The 21,215-nt window shown below is 69.5% G+C and carries 18 protein-coding genes; 13 read left to right on the top strand and 5 right to left on the bottom strand.

Going from position 1 to position 21,215, the window contains the following annotated elements:
- Positions 1-29: 29 nt before the first annotated feature.
- Genes GGR71_RS13555 through asnS form a run of 4 tightly spaced genes read right to left on the bottom strand, consistent with a single transcriptional unit; the run spans position 30 to position 2,694 of the window.
- Positions 30-650, bottom strand: a complete 621-nt coding sequence (locus tag GGR71_RS13555) for an FMN-binding negative transcriptional regulator (RefSeq protein WP_160960256.1) — start codon at positions 648-650, stop codon at positions 30-32.
- A gap of 10 nt (positions 651-660) precedes the next feature.
- Positions 661-975: a hypothetical protein gene (locus tag GGR71_RS13550; protein WP_160960253.1), complete on the bottom strand. Its 315-nt coding sequence runs from the start codon at positions 973-975 to the stop codon at positions 661-663.
- The gene (locus GGR71_RS13545; RefSeq protein ID WP_017907180.1) at positions 972-1,277 is read right to left on the bottom strand and encodes a hypothetical protein; all 306 of its coding nucleotides are present in this window, start codon (positions 1,275-1,277) and stop codon (positions 972-974) included. The genes GGR71_RS13550 and GGR71_RS13545 overlap by 4 nt, the downstream gene beginning before the upstream one ends.
- 22 nt (positions 1,278-1,299) lie before the next feature.
- On the bottom strand, positions 1,300-2,694 hold the full coding sequence (gene asnS, locus GGR71_RS13540; RefSeq protein ID WP_160960250.1) for an asparagine--tRNA ligase: 1,395 nt from the start codon (positions 2,692-2,694) through the stop codon (positions 1,300-1,302).
- A gap of 136 nt (positions 2,695-2,830) precedes the next feature.
- Here asnS and GGR71_RS13535 point away from each other — a divergent pair, with 136 nt between their 5' ends.
- The 7 genes from GGR71_RS13535 to zipA all read left to right on the top strand — a co-directional run bounded on the left by GGR71_RS13535 (position 2,831) and on the right by zipA (position 10,106).
- On the top strand, positions 2,831-3,178 hold the full coding sequence (locus GGR71_RS13535; RefSeq protein WP_048492022.1) for a HesB/IscA family protein: 348 nt from the start codon (positions 2,831-2,833) through the stop codon (positions 3,176-3,178).
- 63 nt (positions 3,179-3,241) lie between these two features.
- Positions 3,242-3,787 carry a CbrC family protein gene (locus tag GGR71_RS13530; RefSeq protein ID WP_048492023.1) on the top strand — a complete coding sequence of 182 codons (546 nt, stop codon included), beginning with the start codon at positions 3,242-3,244 and terminating at the stop codon, positions 3,785-3,787.
- 311 nt (positions 3,788-4,098) lie between these two features.
- The gene (gene rpsF / locus GGR71_RS13525; protein ID WP_160960247.1) at positions 4,099-4,533 is read left to right on the top strand and encodes a 30S ribosomal protein S6; all 435 of its coding nucleotides are present in this window, start codon (positions 4,099-4,101) and stop codon (positions 4,531-4,533) included.
- Positions 4,534-4,544: 11 nt separating this feature from the next.
- Positions 4,545-4,775, top strand: a complete 231-nt coding sequence (gene rpsR / locus GGR71_RS13520; RefSeq protein ID WP_002804494.1) for a 30S ribosomal protein S18 — start codon at positions 4,545-4,547, stop codon at positions 4,773-4,775.
- A 197-nt stretch (positions 4,776-4,972) separates the two neighbouring features.
- Entirely contained in the window at positions 4,973-5,422 is a 450-nt protein-coding gene (gene rplI, locus GGR71_RS13515; RefSeq protein WP_048492024.1) for a 50S ribosomal protein L9, read from the top strand.
- 328 nt (positions 5,423-5,750) lie between these two features.
- A complete protein-coding gene (gene smc / locus GGR71_RS13510; protein WP_160960245.1) occupies positions 5,751-9,254 on the top strand; it encodes a chromosome segregation protein SMC in 3,504 nt (1,167 codons plus the stop codon).
- A gap of 114 nt (positions 9,255-9,368) precedes the next feature.
- On the top strand, positions 9,369-10,106 hold the full coding sequence (zipA, locus tag GGR71_RS13505; protein WP_160960242.1) for a cell division protein ZipA: 738 nt from the start codon (positions 9,369-9,371) through the stop codon (positions 10,104-10,106).
- Positions 10,107-10,384: 278 nt separating this feature from the next.
- Here zipA and GGR71_RS13500 read toward each other — a convergent pair whose 3' ends face one another.
- The gene (locus GGR71_RS13500) at positions 10,385-11,515 is read right to left on the bottom strand and encodes a pyridoxal phosphate-dependent aminotransferase (RefSeq protein ID WP_160960239.1); all 1,131 of its coding nucleotides are present in this window, start codon (positions 11,513-11,515) and stop codon (positions 10,385-10,387) included.
- Positions 11,516-11,907: 392 nt separating this feature from the next.
- On the opposite strand from GGR71_RS13500, the gene ligA reads away from it, so the two are divergent.
- The 6 genes from ligA to gyrA all read left to right on the top strand — a co-directional run bounded on the left by ligA (position 11,908) and on the right by gyrA (position 20,861).
- Entirely contained in the window at positions 11,908-14,424 is a 2,517-nt protein-coding gene (gene ligA / locus GGR71_RS13495; protein WP_160960236.1) for an NAD-dependent DNA ligase LigA, read from the top strand.
- A complete protein-coding gene (locus GGR71_RS13490) occupies positions 14,421-14,906 on the top strand; it encodes a GNAT family N-acetyltransferase (RefSeq protein ID WP_160960233.1) in 486 nt (161 codons plus the stop codon). The genes ligA and GGR71_RS13490 overlap by 4 nt, the downstream gene beginning before the upstream one ends.
- Positions 14,906-15,856 carry an EF-P lysine aminoacylase EpmA gene (epmA, locus tag GGR71_RS13485; RefSeq protein WP_160960230.1) on the top strand — a complete coding sequence of 317 codons (951 nt, stop codon included), beginning with the start codon at positions 14,906-14,908 and terminating at the stop codon, positions 15,854-15,856. The genes GGR71_RS13490 and epmA overlap by 1 nt, the downstream gene beginning before the upstream one ends.
- A 136-nt stretch (positions 15,857-15,992) precedes the next feature.
- On the top strand, positions 15,993-16,700 hold the full coding sequence (locus GGR71_RS13480) for a DUF3011 domain-containing protein (RefSeq protein WP_456362622.1): 708 nt from the start codon (positions 15,993-15,995) through the stop codon (positions 16,698-16,700).
- Positions 16,701-16,768: 68 nt separating this feature from the next.
- Entirely contained in the window at positions 16,769-17,833 is a 1,065-nt protein-coding gene (gene mtnA / locus GGR71_RS13475; protein ID WP_160960227.1) for an S-methyl-5-thioribose-1-phosphate isomerase, read from the top strand.
- Positions 17,834-18,044: 211 nt separating this feature from the next.
- Positions 18,045-20,861: a DNA gyrase subunit A gene (gene gyrA / locus GGR71_RS13470; RefSeq protein ID WP_160960224.1), complete on the top strand. Its 2,817-nt coding sequence runs from the start codon at positions 18,045-18,047 to the stop codon at positions 20,859-20,861.
- Positions 20,862-21,215: the final 354 nt, after the last annotated feature.

Raw genomic sequence — 21,215 nt, 5'->3', positions numbered from 1 at the left:
GCGTCAGCCGTGTTGCGTGTCGGCGTGATTCAGTCCGGACGTCGCGCGCGCATCAGCGCCGCGACGGCCTGCGCGCCGGCATCGGCCTGGTCCTGCAGCGCTTCGCGCACCGCGGCCTGGTTCGCCGGCGGATGGTTCTGGCTGAGCTTGAACTTCAGCTCGATCCGCTCGACCTGGAAGCGGAAACCGACGATGCCGCGCAACTGGCGCCGGTGCGCGTCGTTGTCCGGCTCGTAGCGCCAGTCGCTGCCCAGCGTACGCTCGTGGCGTTCGCTCAGCCGCGCCACCACATCGGCCAGCACGGTCTCGTCGTCGCTGGGCTGCAGCTGCCCGTGCAGGTGCGCGGTGGCGTAGTTCCAGGTCGGCACCCGCGCCATCGCTTCCTTGTCCGGATACCAGCCCGGCGAGATGTAGGCGTGTGGGCCGTGCACGATCAGCAAGGCCGGCCCGGCGTGCCGCGCCTGCGGGTTGGCCCGCGACCAATGGCCTTCGACCAGGATGCGTTCGCCGTCGCGCCGGTACAGCACCGGCAACGGCGTGGCGCAGGGCAGGCCGTCGGCGACGGTGACCAGGGTGGCGAACGGGTGGTCCGCGATCAGCGCGTCGAGCGCGCCCAGGTCGTGTTCGGCGAAGGCGGGCGGAACATGCATCGCAGCAGGATCAGGCGCGCGCGCCCAGGGTCTGGGTCATGCGCCCGCGCAGGCCGGCGTCGTCGTCGGCCTGCGGCGGCGACACCTCGCCCAACGAGAAGCCGCGCGCCCGCGCATCGTCCTCGTCCAGGCCATCGAAGGCGACGAACTCGGCATCGAACAGCGCCGCGCGGGCGGTGTCCTCGCTGTCGTAGCTGAGGGTGTTGCCGTCGCTGTCCAGCACCTCGGCGGTGCCGGCGGCGCGCACGCGCAGGCGCGCCCACACCAGCAGGCGGCCGAGACTGGCCAGGTACCACTGATCGTGGGCGGGAGAAACTGAAGTCATGGGATCACCAGGGAAAGCAGCCAGAGCAGGGCGGCCATGCCCAGGCCGAAGAAGATGGTCATCAGCGACAGCCAGGCCGGCGTCGCCAACCCGGAGAGCCCGCGGTCGCCCAGCGGGCGGTAGCGCCGCGCCAGCAGCCAGCCGAGCGCGACCGGCTTGAGGAAGGCGCCCGGCCCGAACGCCGCCACCAGCGGCGGATGACGGTCGCGGATGTGCACCAGGGTCAGCGGCCAGAAGATCAGGAACGCGCTGGCCCCGGCGATCGCCACGCCGACGAAGCACAGCGCGAAGAACAGGATCATGGCGCGCGCTCCCTGGCCATGCTCAGAACTCGGCGCTGCCTGGCGCGCGCGGGTAGGGGATGGCGTCGCGGATGTTGCTCAGCCCGCACACGTACACCACCAGCCGCTCGAAGCCCAGGCCGAAGCCGGCGTGCGGCACCGTGCCGTAGCGGCGGAAATCGCGGTACCAGCCGTAGTGCTGCGGATCCAGGCCGAACTGCTGCATGCGCGCGTCGAGCACATCCAGGCGCTCCTCGCGCTGGCTGCCGCCGATGATCTCGCCAATGCCGGGGGCCAGCACGTCCATCGCCGCCACGGTCTTGCCGTCGTCGTTCAGGCGCATGTAGAAGGCCTTGATGTGCTCGGGGTAGTTGGTCACCACCACCGGGCGGCCCACGTGCTGCTCGGTCAGCCAGCGCTCGTGCTCGGTCTGCAGGTCCAGGCCCCATTCCACCGGGAATTCGAACTTCTGCCCCGACTTCTGCAGCAGGCCGATCGCGTCGCTGTACTCGATGCGCTCGAACGGCGAGTTGATGAAGGTCTCCAGCTTGCTGATCGCGGTCTTGTCCACGCGCTCGGCGATGAACGCCAGGTCGTCGGCACGCTCGTCCAGCACCGCACGAAACAGATACTTGAGGAAGTCCTCGGCCACGCGCGCATCCTCGGCCAGGTCGGCGAAGGCGATCTCCGGCTCGATCATCCAGAACTCGGCCAGGTGGCGGGTGGTGTGGCTGTTCTCGGCGCGGAAGGTGGGGCCGAAGGTGTAGACCTTGCTGAGCGCCAGGCAGTAGGCCTCGACGTTGAGCTGGCCTGACACGGTCAGGAAGGTCTCCTTGCCGAAGAAGTCGCGGCCGAAGTCGACCTGGCCCTGCGCGTCGCGCGGCAGGTTGGCCATGTCCAGGGTGGAGACGCGGAACATCTGCCCGGCGCCTTCGGCGTCGGAGGTGGTGATGATCGGCGTGCTGATCCAGTTGTAGCCGTTCTGGTGGAAATAGCGGTGCACCGCCTGCGCCAGGCAGTTGCGGATGCGCGTCACCGCGCCGAACAGGTTGGTGCGCGGGCGCAGGTGCGCGACCTCGCGCAGGAACTCCGGCGACATCGGCTTGGGCTGGATCGGGTAGGTCAGCGGGTCCTCGACCCAGCCCACCACCTCGACCGCGCTGGCCTGGATCTCGTACGACTGGCCCTTGCCCTGCGATTTCACCAGCACGCCCTTGGCGATCAGCGAGCAACTGCCGGTGAGCCGCTTGACCTCATCGAAGTTGGGCAGGGCATCGGTGGCCACCACCTGGATCGGGGCGAAGCAGGAGCCGTCGCTCACATTGATGAAAGCCAGTCCGGCAGATCCGCGCAGCGTGCGCACCCATCCCCGCACCGTGACTTCGCCGCCTTCCGGGATCTTCCCCGCCAGCGCATGTGCAACGCTCACCACCGTCATGACTTGAATCCTCGCCGCAGCGACTCGATATGGAAGGGGCAAGTGTACTGGCTGGAGCGCAGCGCTTGCGAGGCATGCGGCGATCGGTCGCCGTCCTTCCTATAATGTCCGCTCGCAGTCGCCGGAGTCGTTCGTCATGACCATCCGTCTCACCCCCGTCGCCCACGCCCGCGTGCAGCGCTTCGTCGCGCAGACGCCTGGCGCGCTGGGCTTGCGTTTCGGAGTCGAGCGCACCGGCTGCTCGGGTTGGGGCCACGTCACCGACCTGGCGCGCGAGGCGCGTCCGGACGATGCGGTGTTCGAGCAGGACGGTGTGCGTATCTATGTCGATGCGACCAGCCTGCCGCTGGTGGACGGCACCGAGATCGACTTCGCCAAGCAGGGCCTGGGCGAGACCTTCGTGTTCCGCAACCCCAATGCCACCGCCGAGTGCGGCTGCGGCGAGAGCTTCACCACCGACGCCGCGCACGCCGGCGCGCCCTGAGCGTCGCCGCTCCGCCCGGCGGCGCCTTCCTCGAGGGCGCAGGGCAGCGTGGTATCGGTTTCCATGCAGCTGCCTCAGTTCCTTCATCACCCCAACGCCTATGCGCTGTGCTTCGCGCAGGAAGACGGCGTGTGCGACTGCTGCGGCGAAACCCGTGCATGGCGCTACCGGGGGCCGTTCTACTGCGCTGGCGATGGCCCGCAGTTCCTGTGTCCCTGGTGCATCGCCGATGGCCGCGCCGCGGCCCGCTTCGAGGGCGAGTTCACCGGCTGGACCGAGATCGAGGGCGTCTCGTCCGATCCGGGCGACCCACCGCCGGCGATCAATGCAGCGCTGCTGCAGGAGATCTGCACGCGCACCCCGGGCTATTCGGCCTGGCAGCAGCCGGTGTGGCTGAGCCATTGCGACCGGCCCTGCGCCTTCCTGGGCTATGCCGGGCGTGACGATCTGGACCCGATCCTGGACGAGGTCATGCCCGACATCGCCGAGGTCACCCCGCGCGACACGGACTGGCTGCTGGCGCGCCTGTCCCGCGACGGCATGCTGGTCGGCTGTCTGTTCCGTTGCCTGCAGTGCGGTCAGCATCGGCTGCATGTCGATATGGGGTGAGAAGCCGGGACCCGGGACCCGGGGCTCGGGACCCGGAAGAACGGTGCCGGATGCCCTTGCCGGTGCTGTTGGGCCTGGGCATTTCGCTATGAAAAGGCCGGCTAGTCAGGGTTTACGGGTCCCGGGCCCCGGGTCCCGGCTTTAGCAAGCCAGGACATCATCCCGCCTCCAGCCCCGGCACCTTGTCCGCGGCGGCCCTTCTACGCCATAATGTGCGGCTTCCTGCCTTCCTGGCAGGAGTCCTTGCCCCACCGCCGTCATCACCGCGGGGGGCTGTCCGGCCGCAAGGCCACATCCGAAAGGTAAACACCATGAGTCGTCATTACGAAATCGTGTTCCTGGTCCACCCGGACCAGAGCGAGCAGGTCCCGGCCATGATCGAGCGCTACAAGTCGCTGGTCGAGAACGGCAAGGGCACCATCCACCGTCTGGAAGACTGGGGCCGCCGCCAGCTGGCGTACCCGATCCAGAACCTGGTGAAGGCCCACTACGTCATGCTGAACATCGAAGTGGACCAGGCCGTGCTGAGCGAGCTGGTCGAGAGCTTCCGCTTCAACGACGCGGTGCTGCGCCACCTGGTGATCAAGCGCGACGGTCCCGACACCGAGCAGTCGCTGATCATGAAGAGCAAGGACGAGAAGGCCGACAAGCCCGAGCGCGGTGAGCGCCGTCGTCGCGACGACGAAGAGGGCGATGCGCCCGCCGCCGCCACCGAAACCGACGGCGACGCCGCCGAAGCCGCCTAAGGAGCACGCTCATGTCCAAGTTCTTCCGTCGTCGCAAGTTCTGCAAGTTCACCGCCGAGGGCGTCAAGGAGATCGACTACAAGGATCTCAACACCCTGCGCCAGTACCTCACCGAGAACGGCAAGATCGTGCCGAGCCGCGTGACCGGCACCAAGTCCAAGTACCAGCGCCAGCTGGCCACGGCGGTCAAGCGCGCGCGTTTCCTGGCGCTGATCCCGTACACGGACAACCACGACGTTTGATTCCGGGTTTCCCGGAACGCAACACCGCCCGCACCTCCCGGTGCGGGCATTCAACCGAAGTCTGGCGATCAAAGAATGCGGTGCCGATCGGGGCGCAAATCCCGATTCCCCAATCCCCAATCCCGGCTTCTCCTATTCGGACAGCAAGCGTTGCGGGCGCCTTCGGGGCGTGCGCTAACGAATAACGGAGCAAGACCATGCAATTGATTCTTCTGCAGAAAGTGACCAACCTGGGCGGCCTCGGCGACAAGGTCGACGTCAAGCCGGGCTACGGCCGCAACTACCTGGTGCCGCAGGGCAAGGCCGTGCCGGCCACCGCCGCCAACATCGCCGAGTTCGAAGCCAAGCGCGCCGAGTACGAAGCCAAGGCCAAGTCGATCCACGACGACGCCGAAGCCCGTGCCGCCAAGCTGGAAGGCGCCAGCGTGACCGTCAAGGCCAACGCGTCGACCGAAGGCAAGCTGTACGGCTCGGTCGGCCCGCGCGACATCGCCGAGGCCTTCACCGCCGCCGGCCTGCCGCTGGAGAAGGGCGAAGTGGTGCTGGGCGAAGGTGCGTTCCGCAACATCGGCGAGTACGAGGTGCTGGTGCGCCTGCACGCCGACGTGGAAACCACGGTCAAGGTCGTGGTCGAAGCCGACGCCTGATCCCTGCGTCATCGCTGTACCGACACGGGCACCGCAAGGTGCCCGTGTCGTTTTCGCCGACCGGCGCCGCCGTCGGCGGGTCGTGCGGCCCTGGCTGGCATGGCTGGCGGGGGCGGTCGCCTGCATGTGCGACCGCCGTCGCATCGGCGCCCCCCGGCGCAGGCGGCCCCGGCGCCGCTCGGGGGCCGCTATACTCAGCGACTCGTGTCCGATGTCGACCCGGTGGTGTAGCCGCATCAATGGGTTGGAAGCAGGACCTCACCTGGATCTTCATTAGCGGCAGCGCAGCTCGGAATGCCGGCGGCGCCTGCCATGGATTGCCCGCACCATGCGCCTGTCGACCATCAAGCTGTCCGGCTTCAAGTCCTTCGTCGATCCGACCACGCTGCACCTGCCGACCAACATGACCGGCATCGTCGGTCCGAACGGCTGCGGCAAGTCGAACATCATCGACGCGGTGCGCTGGGTGATGGGCGAAAGTTCGGCCAGCCGGTTGCGCGGCGATTCGCTGACCGACGTGATCTTCTCCGGCTCCTCGGCGCGCAAGCCGGTGTCGCAGGCCACGGTGGAACTGATCTTCGACAACTCCGATCACACCATCGCCGGCGAGTACGCCTCGTTCAACGAGATCTCGGTCAAGCGCCAGGTCAGCCGCGACGGCAGCAGCAGCTACTACCTCAACGGCACCAAGTGCCGGCGCCGCGACATCACCGACCTGTTCCTGGGCACCGGCCTGGGCCCGCGCAGCTACTCGATCATCGAGCAGGGCATGATCAGCCAGATCATCGAAGCGCGCCCGGAGGACCTGCGCGTGTACCTGGAGGAGGCCGCCGGCATCTCCAAGTACAAGGAGCGGCGCAAGGAGACCGAGACCCGCATCCGCCACACCCGCGAGAACCTGGAGCGTCTGGGCGACCTGCGCGAGGAGATCGGCAAGCAGCTCGAGCACCTCAAGCGGCAGGCGCGCCAGGCCGAGCAGTACCAGGCGCTGCAGGAAGAGCGGCGGATCAAGGACGCGCAATGGAAGGCGCTGGAGTACCGCGGCCTGGACGGGCGCCTGCAGGGCCTGCGCGAGGCGCTGGGCCAGGAAGAGACGCGCCTGCAGCAGCTGATCGCCGAGCAGCGCGATGCCGAGGCGCGCATCGAGACCGGCCGCGTGCGTCGCGAGGAGGCCGCCGAGGCGCTGAGCACCGCGCAGGCCGAGGTCTACAAGGTCGGCAGCACCCTGGCCCGGATCGAACAGCAGATCCAGCACCAGCGCGATCTGTCGCAGCGCCTGCACAAGGCGCGCGACGAGGCGCAGCTGGCACTGGCCGAGCTCGGGCAGCATATCGGCACCGACGAGGCCAAGCTGGCGCTGTTGCGCGAATCGGTCGACGTGGCCGGCCCGCAGCTGGAGCAACTGCAGGAAGACAACGAATACAAGCAGGAAGCGCTGCGCGAGGCCGAGGCCCGCCTGGCCGACTGGCAGCAGCGCTGGGAATCGCATCAGCGCAACACTGCCGAAGCCTCGCGCGCCGGCGAAGTGGAGCGGACCCGCGTCGATTACCTGGACCGGCAGTCGCTGGAAGCCGAGCGCCGCCGCGAGGCGCTGGTCGCCGAGCGCGCCGGGCTGGACCTGGACGCGCTGGCCGAGGCGTTCGCGCAACTGGAACTGCAGCATGAGACCCAGCGCGCCGCGCTGGATGGACTGACCGAGCAGGTCGAGGCGCGCAAGCAGGCGGTGGCGGCGCTGCAGGACCAGCAGCGCAGCGCGCAGGCCGAACTGGCCGACGTGCGCAAGCAGGCGCAGGCCGCGCGCGGCCGGCTGTCGTCGCTGGAAACCCTGCAGCAGGCCGCGCTCGGCCAGGAGCAGGGTGCGGCGGTGGCCTGGCTGCAGGCGCGCGGGCTGGACTCGGCGGCGCGCGTCGGCGAGCGGCTCAGCGTGGAGAGCGGCTGGGAGAACGCGGTCGAAGGTGCGCTCGGGCAGTTGATCGAAGGTGTGCTGGTGGAGGCGCCGGAAACCCTGGTCGACGCCCTTGGCGAACTCGGCGAAGGCCGCATCGCCCTGGTCAGCGGCGCCGAGGCGGCCGAGACCTTCGCGCCGACCTCGCTCGCGGCCAAGGTGCAGGGCCCGATTGCGATTCGCCGGCTGCTGGCGCGACTGCATGCGGCCGAGGACTTGAATGCAGCGCGGGCGCTGCTGCCGCAGTTGGGCGAGGGCGATTCCATCGTCACCCGCGATGGCGCGCGCCTGGGCCAGGGCTGGCTGCGGGTGTCGCGCTCCGGTGCGGCCAAGCAGGGCGCGCTGCTGCGCGAGCGCGAGATCCAGAGCCTGCGCGGCCAGATCGAGACGCTGCAGGAACGCGAGGCCGACCTCGAACACCGCCTGGGCGAGCTGCGCGCGCAGTTGCTGGCCGGCGAGCAGCAGCGCGAGGACGCGCAGCGCCAGCTGTACCAGGCGCACCGTAGCGCCTCAGAACTGGCCGGGCAGTTGCAGAGCCAGCAGGGCAAGGTCGACGCCGCGCGCACCCGCATCGAGCGCATCGAGCTGGAGGTCGCGCAACTGCTGGAAACCCTGGACAGCAGCCGCGAGCAGGCGCGCGAGGCACGCTCCAAGCTGGAGGACGCGGTCACCAGCATGGGCGACCTGGAGTCGGTGCGGCATGCGCTGGAAAGCGAGCGCCGCCAGCTCACCGAGGCCCGCGACCTGGCCCGCGACGCCGCGCGGCGGGTGCGCGAGGCCTCGCATGCATTGGCCCTGACCCTGGAGTCGCAGCGCACCCAGATCGCCTCGCTGAGCCAGGCGCTGGAGCGCATGGGCAACCAGCGCGGGCAGCTGGACGCGCGCCTGGGCGAACTCAGCGCGCAGTTGAACGAGGGCGACTCGCCGGTGCTGGCCCTGGAGGCCGAGCACCAGGCCGCGCTGAGCGAGCGCGTGCGCACCGACCGCGCGCTCGGCGAGGCGCGTGCGCTGCTGGACGGCATCGACAACGAACTGCGCGCGCTGGAGCAGACCCGCCAGCAGCGCGACGAACAGGCGCTGGCCCAGCGCGAGCGCATCGCCCAGCGCCGGCTCGACCAGCAGGCGCTGGTGCTCAGCGCCGAGCAGCTGTCGGCGGCGGTGGTCAAGGCCGGCTTCGTGCTCGAGGACGTGATCAACAGCCTGCCCGAGCACGCCGATCCGGCGGAGTGGGAGCAGGCGGTACAGCAGATCGATGCGCGCATGCGCCGGCTGGAGCCGGTCAACCTGGCGGCGATCAGCGAGTACGGCGAGGCCGCGCAGCGCGCCGAGTACCTGGAAGCGCAGGACGTCGACCTGAACACCGCGCTGGAAACCCTGGAAGACGCCATCCGCAAGATCGACCGCGAGACCCGCGGCCGCTTCAAGGACACCTTCGACCGGGTCAACTCCGGCGTGCAGGCGCTGTATCCGCGCCTGTTCGGCGGCGGCCACGCGTATCTGGAGCTGACCGGCGAGGACTTGCTGGACACTGGCGTGGCGATCATGGCGCGGCCCCCGGGCAAGCGCGTGTCCAGCATCTCGCTGCTGTCCGGCGGCGAGAAGGCGATGACCGCGGTGGCGCTGGTGTTCGCGATCTTCCAGCTCAACCCGGCGCCGTTCTGCCTGCTCGACGAGGTGGACGCGCCGCTGGACGAAGCCAACGTCGGCCGCCTGGCGGCGATGGTCAAGGAAATGAGCGAGAAAGTGCAGTTCCTGTTCGTCAGCCACAACAAGGCGACGATGGAGGCGGCGCACCAGCTCAGCGGCGTCACCATGCGCGAGCCCGGCGTCAGCCGTCTGGTCAGCGTGGATCTCGAGGAGGCCGCGCGTTTGGCGGGCGCGGCCTGACGTGACATGCTAAAGGACGTGATGCGCGTCGAGGCCGGGTTTCCGTGTTGGCGGACCCGATGCGCACCCAGCAGTTGTTTTCCCCCTGTGTACCCTTGCCGGAGTAACCCCTGAATGTCCGACATGGCAATGCTACGCATCGGCATCCTCGCCGCCGGCTTGCTGTTGATTGCGGCGATCTTCCTGTTCGGCCGCCCCAAGAAACCGAGCCAGGGCCGGCGCGTGGAGGCGGCCGATCCGGCCGCGCCGCGCCGCGAACCCTCGCTGGGCGACGCCGCCCCGGCCGCCGGCGATGACGCGCTGGTCGCGTCCGGCGCGGATGGCGAAGCGCACCAGCCCGACCTGGGCCTGCCCGCGGCGGAGGCACCGGGCGCCGAACTCGGCAAGCGTCCGAGCCAGGATTTCGACAAGATCGTTTCGCTGTACGTCGCCGCCCGCGCCGGGCAGGTGTTGCGCGGCGAGGACATCGTGGTCGCGGCGGAGAAGACCGGCCTGACCTTCGGCCACATGAACGTGTTCCACCGCCTGGTGGAAGGGCATCCCGAGCGCGGCCCGATCTTCAGCATGGCCAGCATCATGAAGCCGGGCAGCTTCGACATGGCGCACATCCGCGAGATGGAGACCCCGGCGATCGCCTTCTTCCTGACCCTGCCGGCGCCGCTGACCGCGCTCGACGCCTGGGAGAAGATGCTGCCGACCGTGCAGCGCATGGGCGAACTGCTCGATGGCGTGGTCCTGGACGACAGCCGCAACGCGCTCGGCCGCCAGCGCATCGCCCACATCCGCGACGACCTGCGCGCCTACGACCGTCAGCATCAGGCGCCGCCGTTGACGAAAGCCCCACGCTGGTGAGCGCCGCGCTGGCGGCGCGGCGCCGGGATTGGGGAGTCGCTTAAAGGCTGGGATTGGGGATTCGGGATTGGGGATTCGTAAAGCGAGTCCCGAGTGTTGATCGCCCGGCGCGCTGTTCCCTTCTCTCATCGGGAGAAGGTGCCCGAAGGGCGGAGGAGGGTACGACCGCCGCCGACGTCAGAAACACGTGGCCTTGGCTCTCGCTAATCTCTAATCCCGAATCCCGAATCCCAGCCCTTAAGCGACTCCCCAATCCCAACTCCCCAATCCCAGGCGCGCTACTTGCGCGCCTTCATAAACGCCTCCCGAAACCGCAGCATTTCCGCCTCGGTGCCGACGGTGACGCGCACCAGCTTCGGCCAGATCGGCCAGCTGCGGCCGACGATCACGCCCTGCTTGGCCATCGCCGCGGCGAAGGCGGCGCCGTCGCGCTTGACGTCGACCATGAAGCAGTTGGCCTGCGACGGCAGGCACTTGTAGCCCTTGCTCTGCAGCCAGGCGATGGTGTCGTTGCGGATGCGCGCGTTCTCGGCGCGACGGGTCGGGACCAGTTGCAGGTCCTGCAGGCTGGCGATGCCGGCGGCCAAGGCGGGCACCGACACCGGATTCTGGCCGAACGCGGCGAGCTTGGTCTGCAGCCCCGGCGCGGCCACCGCCAGGCCCAGGCGCAGCCCGGCCATGCCGTACAGCTTGGAGAAGGTGCGCAGCACCAGCAGGTCCTGGCGCTGGCCGATCAGGTCGATCACCGACGGCTCCTCGCTGTAGTGCAGGTAGGCCTCGTCGACCAGCAGCACGCTGGAGGCGGGCTTGTTGGCCAGCAGCCATTCGATGTCGGCGCGCTTGGTGATCGAGCCGGTCGGGTTGTTCGGATTGCACAGGTAGATCAGGCCGGCATTCGGATCGGCGCTGGCCATGGCCTTGACGTCGTGCGCGCCGTCGGCGCGCAGCGGCACCCGCCGCACCGGCGCGCCATGCGCGGCGGCGACATCGGCCACCGCCTCGAAGGTCGGATCGGCGACCACCACGCTGGCGCGCGCCGAGGTGAAGGCGCGCGCCGCGCGGGCCAGCGGCTCGCTGGAGCCGGGATACACGGCGACATGGTCGGCCGGCAGGCGCTGCTGGCCGACGAAGGCGGCGATCAGCTCGTCCGACAACTCGAACAGATAGCGGCCGCTGCGCGGCAGGATCGCCTGCGCTGCCGCCAATGCCGCGGGCGCGGGACCCAACGGACATTCGTTGAAGTTCAGGTACACCGTGCCGGCCGCAGGCGCCACGCCGGGTGTCGCGGTTGCGGCGGTGGCCGCCTTGCGCCGCGCCGCCTCGGCGACAGGCGCCAGGCCCACGGCGCCGAGCGCCAGGCCGGAGGTGGCCAGGGACAGGAAGGAACGGCGCGAGACCGGTAGCGACACGGAGCTCTCCAGAGCGGGCGGGGATCGCAACGTTAACGAGGTGTTAATGGCGGGGCAAGGGAGCGAGGGGCAGGGATTCGGAATTTGGGATTTGGGGTTGGCTTGAGGGTGGGATTGGGGAATCGGGATTGGGGATCGGTAAAAGCCGGGTGCTGACGTCGATGGCGCTGCGCGCCCCGTACCCTCACCCCAACCCCTCTCCCGATGGGAGAGGGGCTTCGGCCTCTCCCTTCTCCCCTCGGGAGAAGGTGCCCCGCAGGGGCGGATGAGGGTGCGAGCGCCACGAACGCCCGCAATCCAGAGCTTGCTTCCGCGAATCTCCAATCCCGACTCCCCAATCCCGCCTTCCAGCTACTATCGCCCCCTCTCCGTTACCCGTATTTCTGCTGCGCATGACCGTAACTCCCGATCCCCAGCAGCGCGCCGCCGAGTTGCGCCAGCGCATCGACGACGCCAACCACCGCTACTACGTGCTCGACGACAACACGATTCCCGATGCCGAGTACGACGCGCTGATGCGCGACCTGGAGGCCCTGGAAGCCGCGCACCCGGAGCTGGCCAGTGCGGACTCGCCGACGCGCAAGGTCGGTGCGCGGCCGGACGGCGGCTTCCCGGAAGTGCGTCACGCGATTCCGATGCTGTCGCTGGCCAATGCCTTCGAGACCCCAGGCGTGGCCGAGGACGCCGACGACCGCACGCGCTTCGCCGAGGTCGCCGATTTCGAGCGCCGCATCGAGCGCGAACTGGAGCTGGCCGCGCCGGTGTTCTCGGTCGAACCCAAGCTCGACGGCCTGGCGATCAGCCTGCGCTACGAGGAAGGTGTGTTCGTGCAGGGCGCCACCCGCGGCGACGGCAGCACCGGCGAGGACGTCACCGCCAACCTGCGCCAGGTGCGCTCGGTGCCGCTGAAGCTGCGCGACCTCGGCACGCCGCCGCCGGCGGTGCTGGAGGTGCGCGGCGAGATCTACATGCCGCGCGCCGCCTTCGCCGCATGGAACGCGCAGGCGCTGGAGCGCAACGAGAAGCTGCTGGCCAATCCGCGCAACGGCGCCGCCGGCTCGCTGCGCCAGCTCGATCCGGCGGTCACCCGGCGCCGGCCGCTGGCGTTCTTCGCCTATTCGGTGGGCGAGGTGCGCGGCCTGGAGTTGCCCGAAACCCATTCGCAGACGCTGCAACTGCTGCGCGACTACGGCTTCCCGGTGGCGCCGGAGGCGGATACCGCCAACGGCTTCGACGGCCTGATCGCCTATTTCCGCCGCATCGGCGCCTCCCGCGACCACCTGCCATACGACATCGACGGCGTGGTCTACAAGCTCGACGACTACGACCAGCAACAGGCGATGGGCTTCGTCTCGCGCGCGCCGCGCTGGGCGCTGGCGCACAAGTTCCCGGCGCAGGAACAGTCCACCGTGCTGCGCGCGATCGAGGTGCAGATCGGCCGCACCGGCGCGGTCACCCCGGTGGCGCGGCTGGAGCCGGTGCAGGTCGCCGGCGTCACTGTCACCAACGCCACCCTGCACAATGCCGACCAGATCGCGCGGCTGGACGCGCGCGAGGGCGATACGGTGATCGTGCGCCGCGCCGGCGACGTGATTCCGGAAGTGGTGCGGGTGATCGAGGAACGGCGCCCGCCCGGCACCGTGCCGTGGACGATGCCGGCGGCCTGCCCGGTGTGCGGCTCGGAGCTGGTCAAGGAAGAGGACGCGGTGGCCTGGCGCTGCAGCGGCGGCCTGGCCTGTGCCGCGCAGCGCAAGGAAGCCTTGCGCCACTTCGCCTCGCGCCGCGCGCTGGACATCGAAGGCCTGGGCGAGCGCCAGGCCGATGCCCTGGTCGAGTTCGGCTTCGTGCAGTCGCTGGCCGATCTGTACGCGTTGAGCGTGGAAGATCTGGTGCGGATGAAGGCCGCGCTGGACGCGGCCACCGCTGCCGACCTGCTGCAGGCGGTGGAGGACAGCAAGGGTGCGCTGGTGCTGGATGCGGCTGGCCGCGCGGCGCTGGAGGACGAGGCCACGGCATGGCGGCGCGCCGACTTCCTGCGCGCGCATCTGACGGTGGACCTGGGCGGCAAGCTCGCGAGCAAGTGGGCGGAGAACCTAGTCGCCGGCATCGATGCCAGCCGCGCCACGACGCTGCCGCGCTTCCTGTTCGCGCTGGGCATTCCGCACCTGGGCGAGACCACGGCCAAGGCGCTGGCCTACTGGCTGGGCTCGCTGGCGTTCGTGCGCAGCACCCCGGCGGTGCTGCTGCAGGCCTTGCCGGACATCGGCGGCGAAGTGGCGCGCTCGATCGCGACGTTCTTCGAGCAGCGCGGCAACGCCGCGGTGATCGATGGCCTGATCGACGCCGGCATCGGCTTCTCCGACGAGGGCACGCCGCCGGCGGAACTGCGCGAGCGGCTGGACCTGGCGCATCTGCTCGGCACGCTGCCGGTGGACAAGCTCGGCGGCAAGAGCGCGCAGCGCCTGGCCGCCACCTACGGCACCCTGGACGCCCTGCTGCGCGCCAACGAAAGCGGCTGGACCGGGGCGGGCCTGTCCACGGCCGGCGCTGCCAACCTGGCCGCATACCTGGCCGACCCGGCGCAGAAGCAGGCCTTGCTGGAGGCAGAGGCGGCCATGCAGCGCTTGCTCGATGCGGCGCCGGCGCAGACGCAGCGCCGCGCCGGCCCGCTGGACGGGCAGACCGTGGTGCTGACCGGCACCCTGACCGCGCTGACCCGCGACGAGGCCAAGGCGCAACTGGAGGCGCTGGGCGCCAAGGTCGCCGGCAGCGTGTCGAAGAAGACCGCGTTCGTGGTCGCCGGCGAGGCCGCCGGCTCCAAGCTCGACAAGGCGCAGGAACTGGGCGTGGCGGTGTGGGACGAGGCGCAGCTGCTGGCGTTCCTGCAATCGAAAGGGCAGGGCGCATGAGTGCGCTCGGCACGGCGCAGGAGGAACTGCGCTGGCGCACCGCCGATGTGGCCGACCAGCCGGCCTTGATGGCGATGCTGCAGGCGTTCTACGCCGAGGACGGCATCGCCTTCGATGCCGAGCGGGTGACGCGCGGCCTGCAGGCGCTGCTGACGCAGCCGGCACTGGGCGAGGCGCTGCTGTGGCTGGCGCCGGACGGTACGGTGGTCGGCTATGCGCTGATCACCGCCTGTTTCAGCGTCGAACTGGGCGGGCCCTATCTGCTGCTCGACGAGTTGTACCTGGGCCCGGCCGCACGCGGCCGCGGCTGGGGCCGGCGCGCGGTGGCGCTGGTCGAGGCGCGCGCCCGCGCGCTGGGTGCGGACGTGCTGCGAATGGAGGTCAACCACCACAACGCCGCCGCCAAGCGCCTGTACCTGGGCCTGGGTTACCTCGACGACGCGCGCGACCAGCTGAGCCGCCGGCTCGACATGGTGCGCTGATGGACCTGCTGCCCGCCCTGCAGGTGCGCGCCCGGCTCAATGCCGCCATCCGCGGCTTCTTCGCCGCGCGCGGCGTGCTGGAAGTGGAGACGCCGATGCTGTCGGCGGCTGGCAACACCGAGCCGAACATCGACAGCTTCCAGACCCGCTTCAGCGGCCATGTCGACGCCGGCCCGGCGCTGCGCTGGCTGCGTACCTCGCCCGAGTACCCGTTGAAGCGGCTGCTCGCCGCCGGCATCGGCGACTGCTACGAACTCGGCCGGGTGTTCCGCAACGGCGAGGCCGGCGGCCGCCACAATCCCGAGTTCACCATGCTCGAGTGGTACCGGGTCGGCTGGGATCACCGGCAGTTGATCGAGGAGACCGTGGAGCTGGTGCGCACCGCGCTGGCCCTGGTCGGGCGCAGTGCCACGCTGCAAGTGCTCAGTTATCGCGAGCTGTTCCAGCAGGGACTGAAGCTGGATCCATTCACTGCGCCGTTGCAAGCGCTGCAGCAGCCGCTATGCGATATCCATATCGACGCCGACGGTCTCGGTCGTGACGACTGGCTGGACCTGCTGATGACCCACTGTCTGCAGCCGGCATTCCCGGCCGACCGCCTTACCGTGGTCCACGACTGGCCGGCCAGCCAATGCGCACTGGCGCGCATCCGCGACGGCGACCCGCCGGTGGCCGAGCGCTTCGAGCTGTACCTGGGCGGCTACGAACTGGCCAACGGTTACCACGAGCTCAACGATGCCGCCGAGCAACGCCGGCGTTTCCTGCGCGACCATGCGCTGCGCCAGGCGCGCGGTGCGGTGCTGCCGCCGCTGGACGAACGCCTGCTGCAGGCGCTGCCAGATCTGCCCGATTGCGCCGGTGTCGCGGTCGGCGTGGATCGGCTGTTGATGGCGATGCGCGGCACCGCGCAGATCGGCGAGGTACTCGCCTACGATTTCGCGCATGCCTGAACCGGCCGTCACGGCGCGCCGCGCCGCGTTGTTGCGTTGTCCACACCGATGATGGTTTGATCGGACACGGCATGCGCACATGGCGCGCCAGCAGGTCTTCGTTGTTCAGGTTCTAGGCATAGGGGCAGAGCCAAGCATGAAGTGGGCGTACGGGCTCGGTGGCTGGTATTGGCTGGGATTGGCGGCAAGCGTGTGGCCGATGCCCTCGCCGGCGCAGGACGCCGATGCGTACGACGCCGCGGTGGTGCGCTGCGAGTCGCGCGACATGACCTGGGTGCACTGCCCGATGCCGACCGCGCAGGGCGTGCAACTGGTGCGGCAACTGTCCGACAACGACTGCATCCGCGGCAGCGAGTGGGGCTCCGACGCTACCGGCGTGTGGGTGACCCTGGGCTGCCGCGCCGAGTTCCGTCCCAATCCGGAGGAAGCGCCGCGCAGCGCCATGCGCCGCGTGTTGCGCTGCGAGTCCGACGGACGCCTGGAAAGCTGCCCGGTGATGCTGCGTGGGGCGCCGGTGCGGCTGATGCGGCAGCTGTCCTCGGTGCCATGTCGCGAGGAGCGCAGCTGGGGCGTGCGTCGCAACGAGATCTGGGTGGCGCGCGGCTGCCGCGGCGAGTTCGAGATCGGCGCGGCCGACGGCTCCGGGTTCCCTGCCGGTCCGCGGCCGGTGTTGTGCGAGTCCAAGGGCAAGGCGCGGCGCCGCTGTGGGGTCAGCGTCCAGCATCACGTCGAACTGCGCCGGCAATTGTCCGGCGCCGCCTGTGTGCAGGACGAGAGCTGGGGCTGGGACCGCGACGGCATCTGGGTCGACAAGGGCTGCCGCGCCGAGTTCAGCGTCAACTGAAGCGCGGGCGGGCGCTGCGCGCCGCGCGCCGTCCTCAATCCGCAATCGCCGGCGTTTACAATGGCGCGATGAACGCCGCCCTCGATATCGATTACGCCCGCTACGACCATATCCGCCCGATCCTGTGGACCGGCGACGCGCTGGAGTTGCTGGACCAGCGCAAGCTGCCGTTCGCGGTGGAGCACGTGCGCTGCACCGACAGCGACCAGGTCGCCGCGGCGATCCACGCCCTGGCCGTGCGCGGCGCGCCGGCGATCGGCATCGCCGCCGGCTGGGGCACGGTGCTGGCCGCACGCGAGGTACAGGCCGAGCACGGTGCCGAGGCGCTGCTGAAGCTGGAGCCGGCCTTGCAGCGGCTCAATGCCGCGCGCCCGACCGCGGTCAACCTGGCCTGGGCGCTGGCGCGCATGCGCGCCGCACTCGGTGCAGCCGGCAGCGACTGGCAGGCGGTGCTGGAGCGCGAGGCGCAGGCGATCGCCGAAGAGGATCTGGCCGCCAACCGGCACATGGGCGCGCTCGGCGCCGGCCTGATCGCGCCGGGCAGCGGCGTGCTGACCCATTGCAACACCGGCTCGCTGGCCACCGCCGGCTTCGGCACGGCGCTGGGCGTGATCCGCGCCGGCGTCGCCCAGCAGCGCATCGCCAAGGTGTTCGCCGGCGAGACCCGGCCGTGGCTGCAGGGCGCGCGGCTGACCGTGTGGGAATTGCAGCAGGACGGCATCGACGCGACCCTGATCGCCGATTCGGCGGCCTCGCACCTGATGAAGACCGGGGCGGTGCAGTGGGTGATCGTCGGCGCCGACCGCATCTGCGCCAATGGCGACACCGCCAACAAGATCGGCACCTATCAGTTGGCGATCGCCGCGCGCCATCATGGTGTCAAGTTCATGGTGGTGGCGCCGTCGTCCACCGTGGACATGGACACCGCCGACGGCGCGCAGATCGAGATCGAGCAGCGCGATCCGGGCGAACTGTTCGGCGTCGGCGGCGCCCGCACCGTGGCCGACGGCATCGCCGCCTGGAATCCGGTGTTCGACGTGACCCCGGCCGCGCTGATCGACGCCATCGTCACCGAGCGCGGGGTGATCGCGCAGCCGGACCCGGCACGCATGCGCGCCGCCTTCGGCGGCTGAGCTCCGGGGGAGCGCCACAGCGCCCTGCAAACGCTGCCGATGGCGCGCAAGTGCTTGTTCGGGCCCGCAAAAACCGGGCAAACGGGCGCCCGTCATGCTAGAATCCGGCGGTTCGATCGACCGCCGTGCGCCGTAGGCGTGCGGCCGCGGCGGGCCCGCCTGTCGTGGGCCGGCGTCGTGGTCGATCCGCCACCAGACTTACGGAACCCGAATGGCAGAATCCGCCAAGGAAATCATCCAGGTCAACCTGGAAGACGAGATGCGCAAGAGCTACCTCGATTACGCCATGAGCGTGATCGTGGGGCGTGCCCTCCCGGATGCGCGCGACGGCCTCAAGCCGGTGCATCGCCGCGTGTTGTTCGCGATGAACGAGCTGGGCGCGCACAGCAACAAGCCCTACTACAAGTCGGCGCGTATCGTCGGCGACGTCATCGGCAAGTATCACCCGCACGGCGACCAGTCGGTGTACGACACGCTGGTGCGCATGGCGCAGCCGTTCTCGCTGCGCTACCTGATGGTGGACGGGCAGGGCAACTTCGGTTCGGTCGACGGCGACTCCGCGGCGGCGATGCGTTACACCGAGGCGCGCATGTCGCGGCTCGCGCACGAGATGATGGCCGACATCGACAAGGAGACCGTCGATTTCCAGCCTAACTACGACGAGAAGGAACAGGAACCGTCGGTGATGCCGACGCGCTTCCCGAGCCTGCTGGTCAACGGCTCGGCCGGCATCGCGGTGGGCATGGCCACCAACATCCCGCCGCACAACCTGACCGAGTCGATCAATGCCTGCCTGGCGCTGATCGACAACCCGCAGATCGACGTCGACGGGCTGATGGAGCACATCCCCGGCCCGGATTTCCCGACCGCCGGCATTATCAACGGCACCACCGGCATCGTCGCCGGCTACCGCACCGGCCGCGGCCGCGTGCGCATGCGCGCCAAGGCCGAGATCGAGATCCAGGACAACGGCCGCGAAGCGATCGTGGTCACCGAGATCCCGTATCAGGTCAACAAGGCGCGGCTGATCGAGAAGATCGCCGAGCTGGTCAAGGAAAAGAAGCTCGAGGGCATCAGCGAACTGCGCGACGAGTCCGACAAGGACGGCATGCGCATCTACATCGAGGTCAAGCGCGGCGAAGCCGCCGACGTGGTGCTGAACAACCTGTACCAGCAGACCCAGATGGAGTCGGTGTTCGGCATCAACATGGTGGCGCTGGTCGATGGCCGCCCGCAGCTGATGAACCTCAAGCAGATGCTGGAGGCGTTCGTCCGCCACCGCCGCGAAGTGGTCACCCGCCGCACCATCTTCGAGCTGCGCAAGGCGCGTGCCCGCGCGCACATCCTGGAAGGCCTGACCGTCGCGCTCGCCAACATCGACGAGATGATCGAGCTGATCAAGACCTCGGCGAACCCGAACGAAGCGCGCGAGCGCATGCTGGCCAAGACCTGGCAACCGGGCCTGGTCGGCGCGCTGCTCGGCGCGGCCGGCGCCGAGGCCTCGCGTCCGGAAGACCTGCCCAGCGGTGTCGGCCTGGTCAACGGCGGCTACCAGTTGACCGAGGTGCAGGCCACGCAGATCCTGGAAATGCGCCTGCACCGCCTGACCGGCCTGGAGCAGGAGCGCCTGACCGAGGAATACAAGCAGCTGCTGGAGGCGATCGCCGGGTTGATCCGCATCCTGGAAAACCCGGACGTGCTGCTGCAGGTGATCCGCGAGGAACTGGTCAACATCCGCGAGGAATACGGCGATGCGCGCCGTACCGAGATCCGCCACAGCGAAGAGGACCTGGACATCCTCGACCTGATCGCGCCGGAAGACGTGGTGGTGACCCTGTCGCATGCCGGCTATGCCAAGCGCCAGCCGGTCAGTGCCTACCGCGCGCAGCGCCGCGGCGGCCGCGGCCGCAGTGCAGCGGCGACCAAGGAAGAGGATTTCATCGACCAGCTGTGGCTGGTCAACACCCACGACACGCTGCTGACCTTCACCAGCAGCGGCAAGGTGTTCTGGCTGCCGGTGCACCAGTTGCCCGAAGCCGGGCCGAACGCGCGCGGCCGTCCGATCGTCAACTGGATTCCGTTGGAGAACGGCGAGCGCGTACAGGCGGTGCTGCCGGTGCGTGAGTATGCCGAAGGCCGCTACGTGTTCTTCGCCACCCGCAACGGCATGGTCAAGAAGACCCCGCTGAGCGAGTTCGCGTTCCAGCGCAAGATCGGCAAGATCGCGATCAATCTGGACGAGGGCGATGCCTTGGTCGGCGTGGCGCTCACCGACGGCGAGCGCGACGTGCTGCTGTTCGCCTCCAACGGCAAGACCGTGCGTTTCTCCGAGCGGCCCAAGGACGACGAGGCCGATGATGCGGTCATCGACGAGGCCGGTGCCGACGAGGCCGCCGTGGCCGACGACGAGGCGGCGGGCGAGGAGGGCGACGACGCCCGCGGCGCGCGGCGCAAGAGCCGCGGCGGCGTCAAGCCGACCGGGCGCAGCAGCCGCGGCGTGCGCGGCATCCGCCTGGCCAAGAGCGAGTACGTGGTCAGCCTGATCGTGGCCGAGCCGGCCGTGGGCCAGGACGAGGACGTCGAGGATGTCGACGCCGCGGCGGACACCGAGGTCGATGCCGAGGCGCGCAACGGCGACGAGGCCGATGCCTACATCCTCACCGCCACCGAGAACGGCTACGGCAAGCGCACCCCGCTGGGCGAGTATCCGCGCAAGGGCCGTGGCACCCAGGGCGTGATCGGCATCCAGACCAGCGAGCGCAACGGCAAGCTGGTCGGCGCGGTGCTGCTGAGCACGCGCGACGAAGTGCTGCTGATCTCCGACGGCGGCACCCTGGTGCGCACCCGTGCCTCGGAGATCTCCCGTGTCGGCCGCAACACCCAGGGCGTGACCCTGATCCGCCTGTCCAAAGGCGAGAAGCTGCAGGCGGTCGAACGCCTGGACGGCTCGCTGGTCGAGGAGGACGTGCTGCCTGGCGAGGACGGCGTCGGCGAAGGCGCAGCCGACGCACCACCGCCGCAGGAGTGATCCGCTCCTGAGCGAACGACGACGCTGGCCTTGTGCCGGCGTCGTCGTTTTTAGGGATGGCCACCGCGACGATGTGGATGATCTTCTGCGAGCGTATGCACGCGGCGCCAAGGCAGCCATTTTGTACGATCGCTGCGCCACACCGACTACACATGTCGTCGGTCGTCGTCGCCCTCGACTACACAGGCCGCGTGATGCCTAGGTCGATGCTGGATCACGAGGACGGCAAGGTTGCGTGTCAGCGTGTGTCAGCGGGAAACGCGCGGCATTCACCGGCTGCCTGGGATAAGGATGCGCGGCGCACATGCGCCGCTGCCACGGCGGATGTTCCGCGTGGCCGTGTCCTGCGAGGAA

This window comes from Xanthomonas sp. F1, assembly GCF_014199855.1.
Note: the sequence above shows the minus strand (reverse complement) of the source record. Positions and strands in the feature narration are given on the sequence as shown.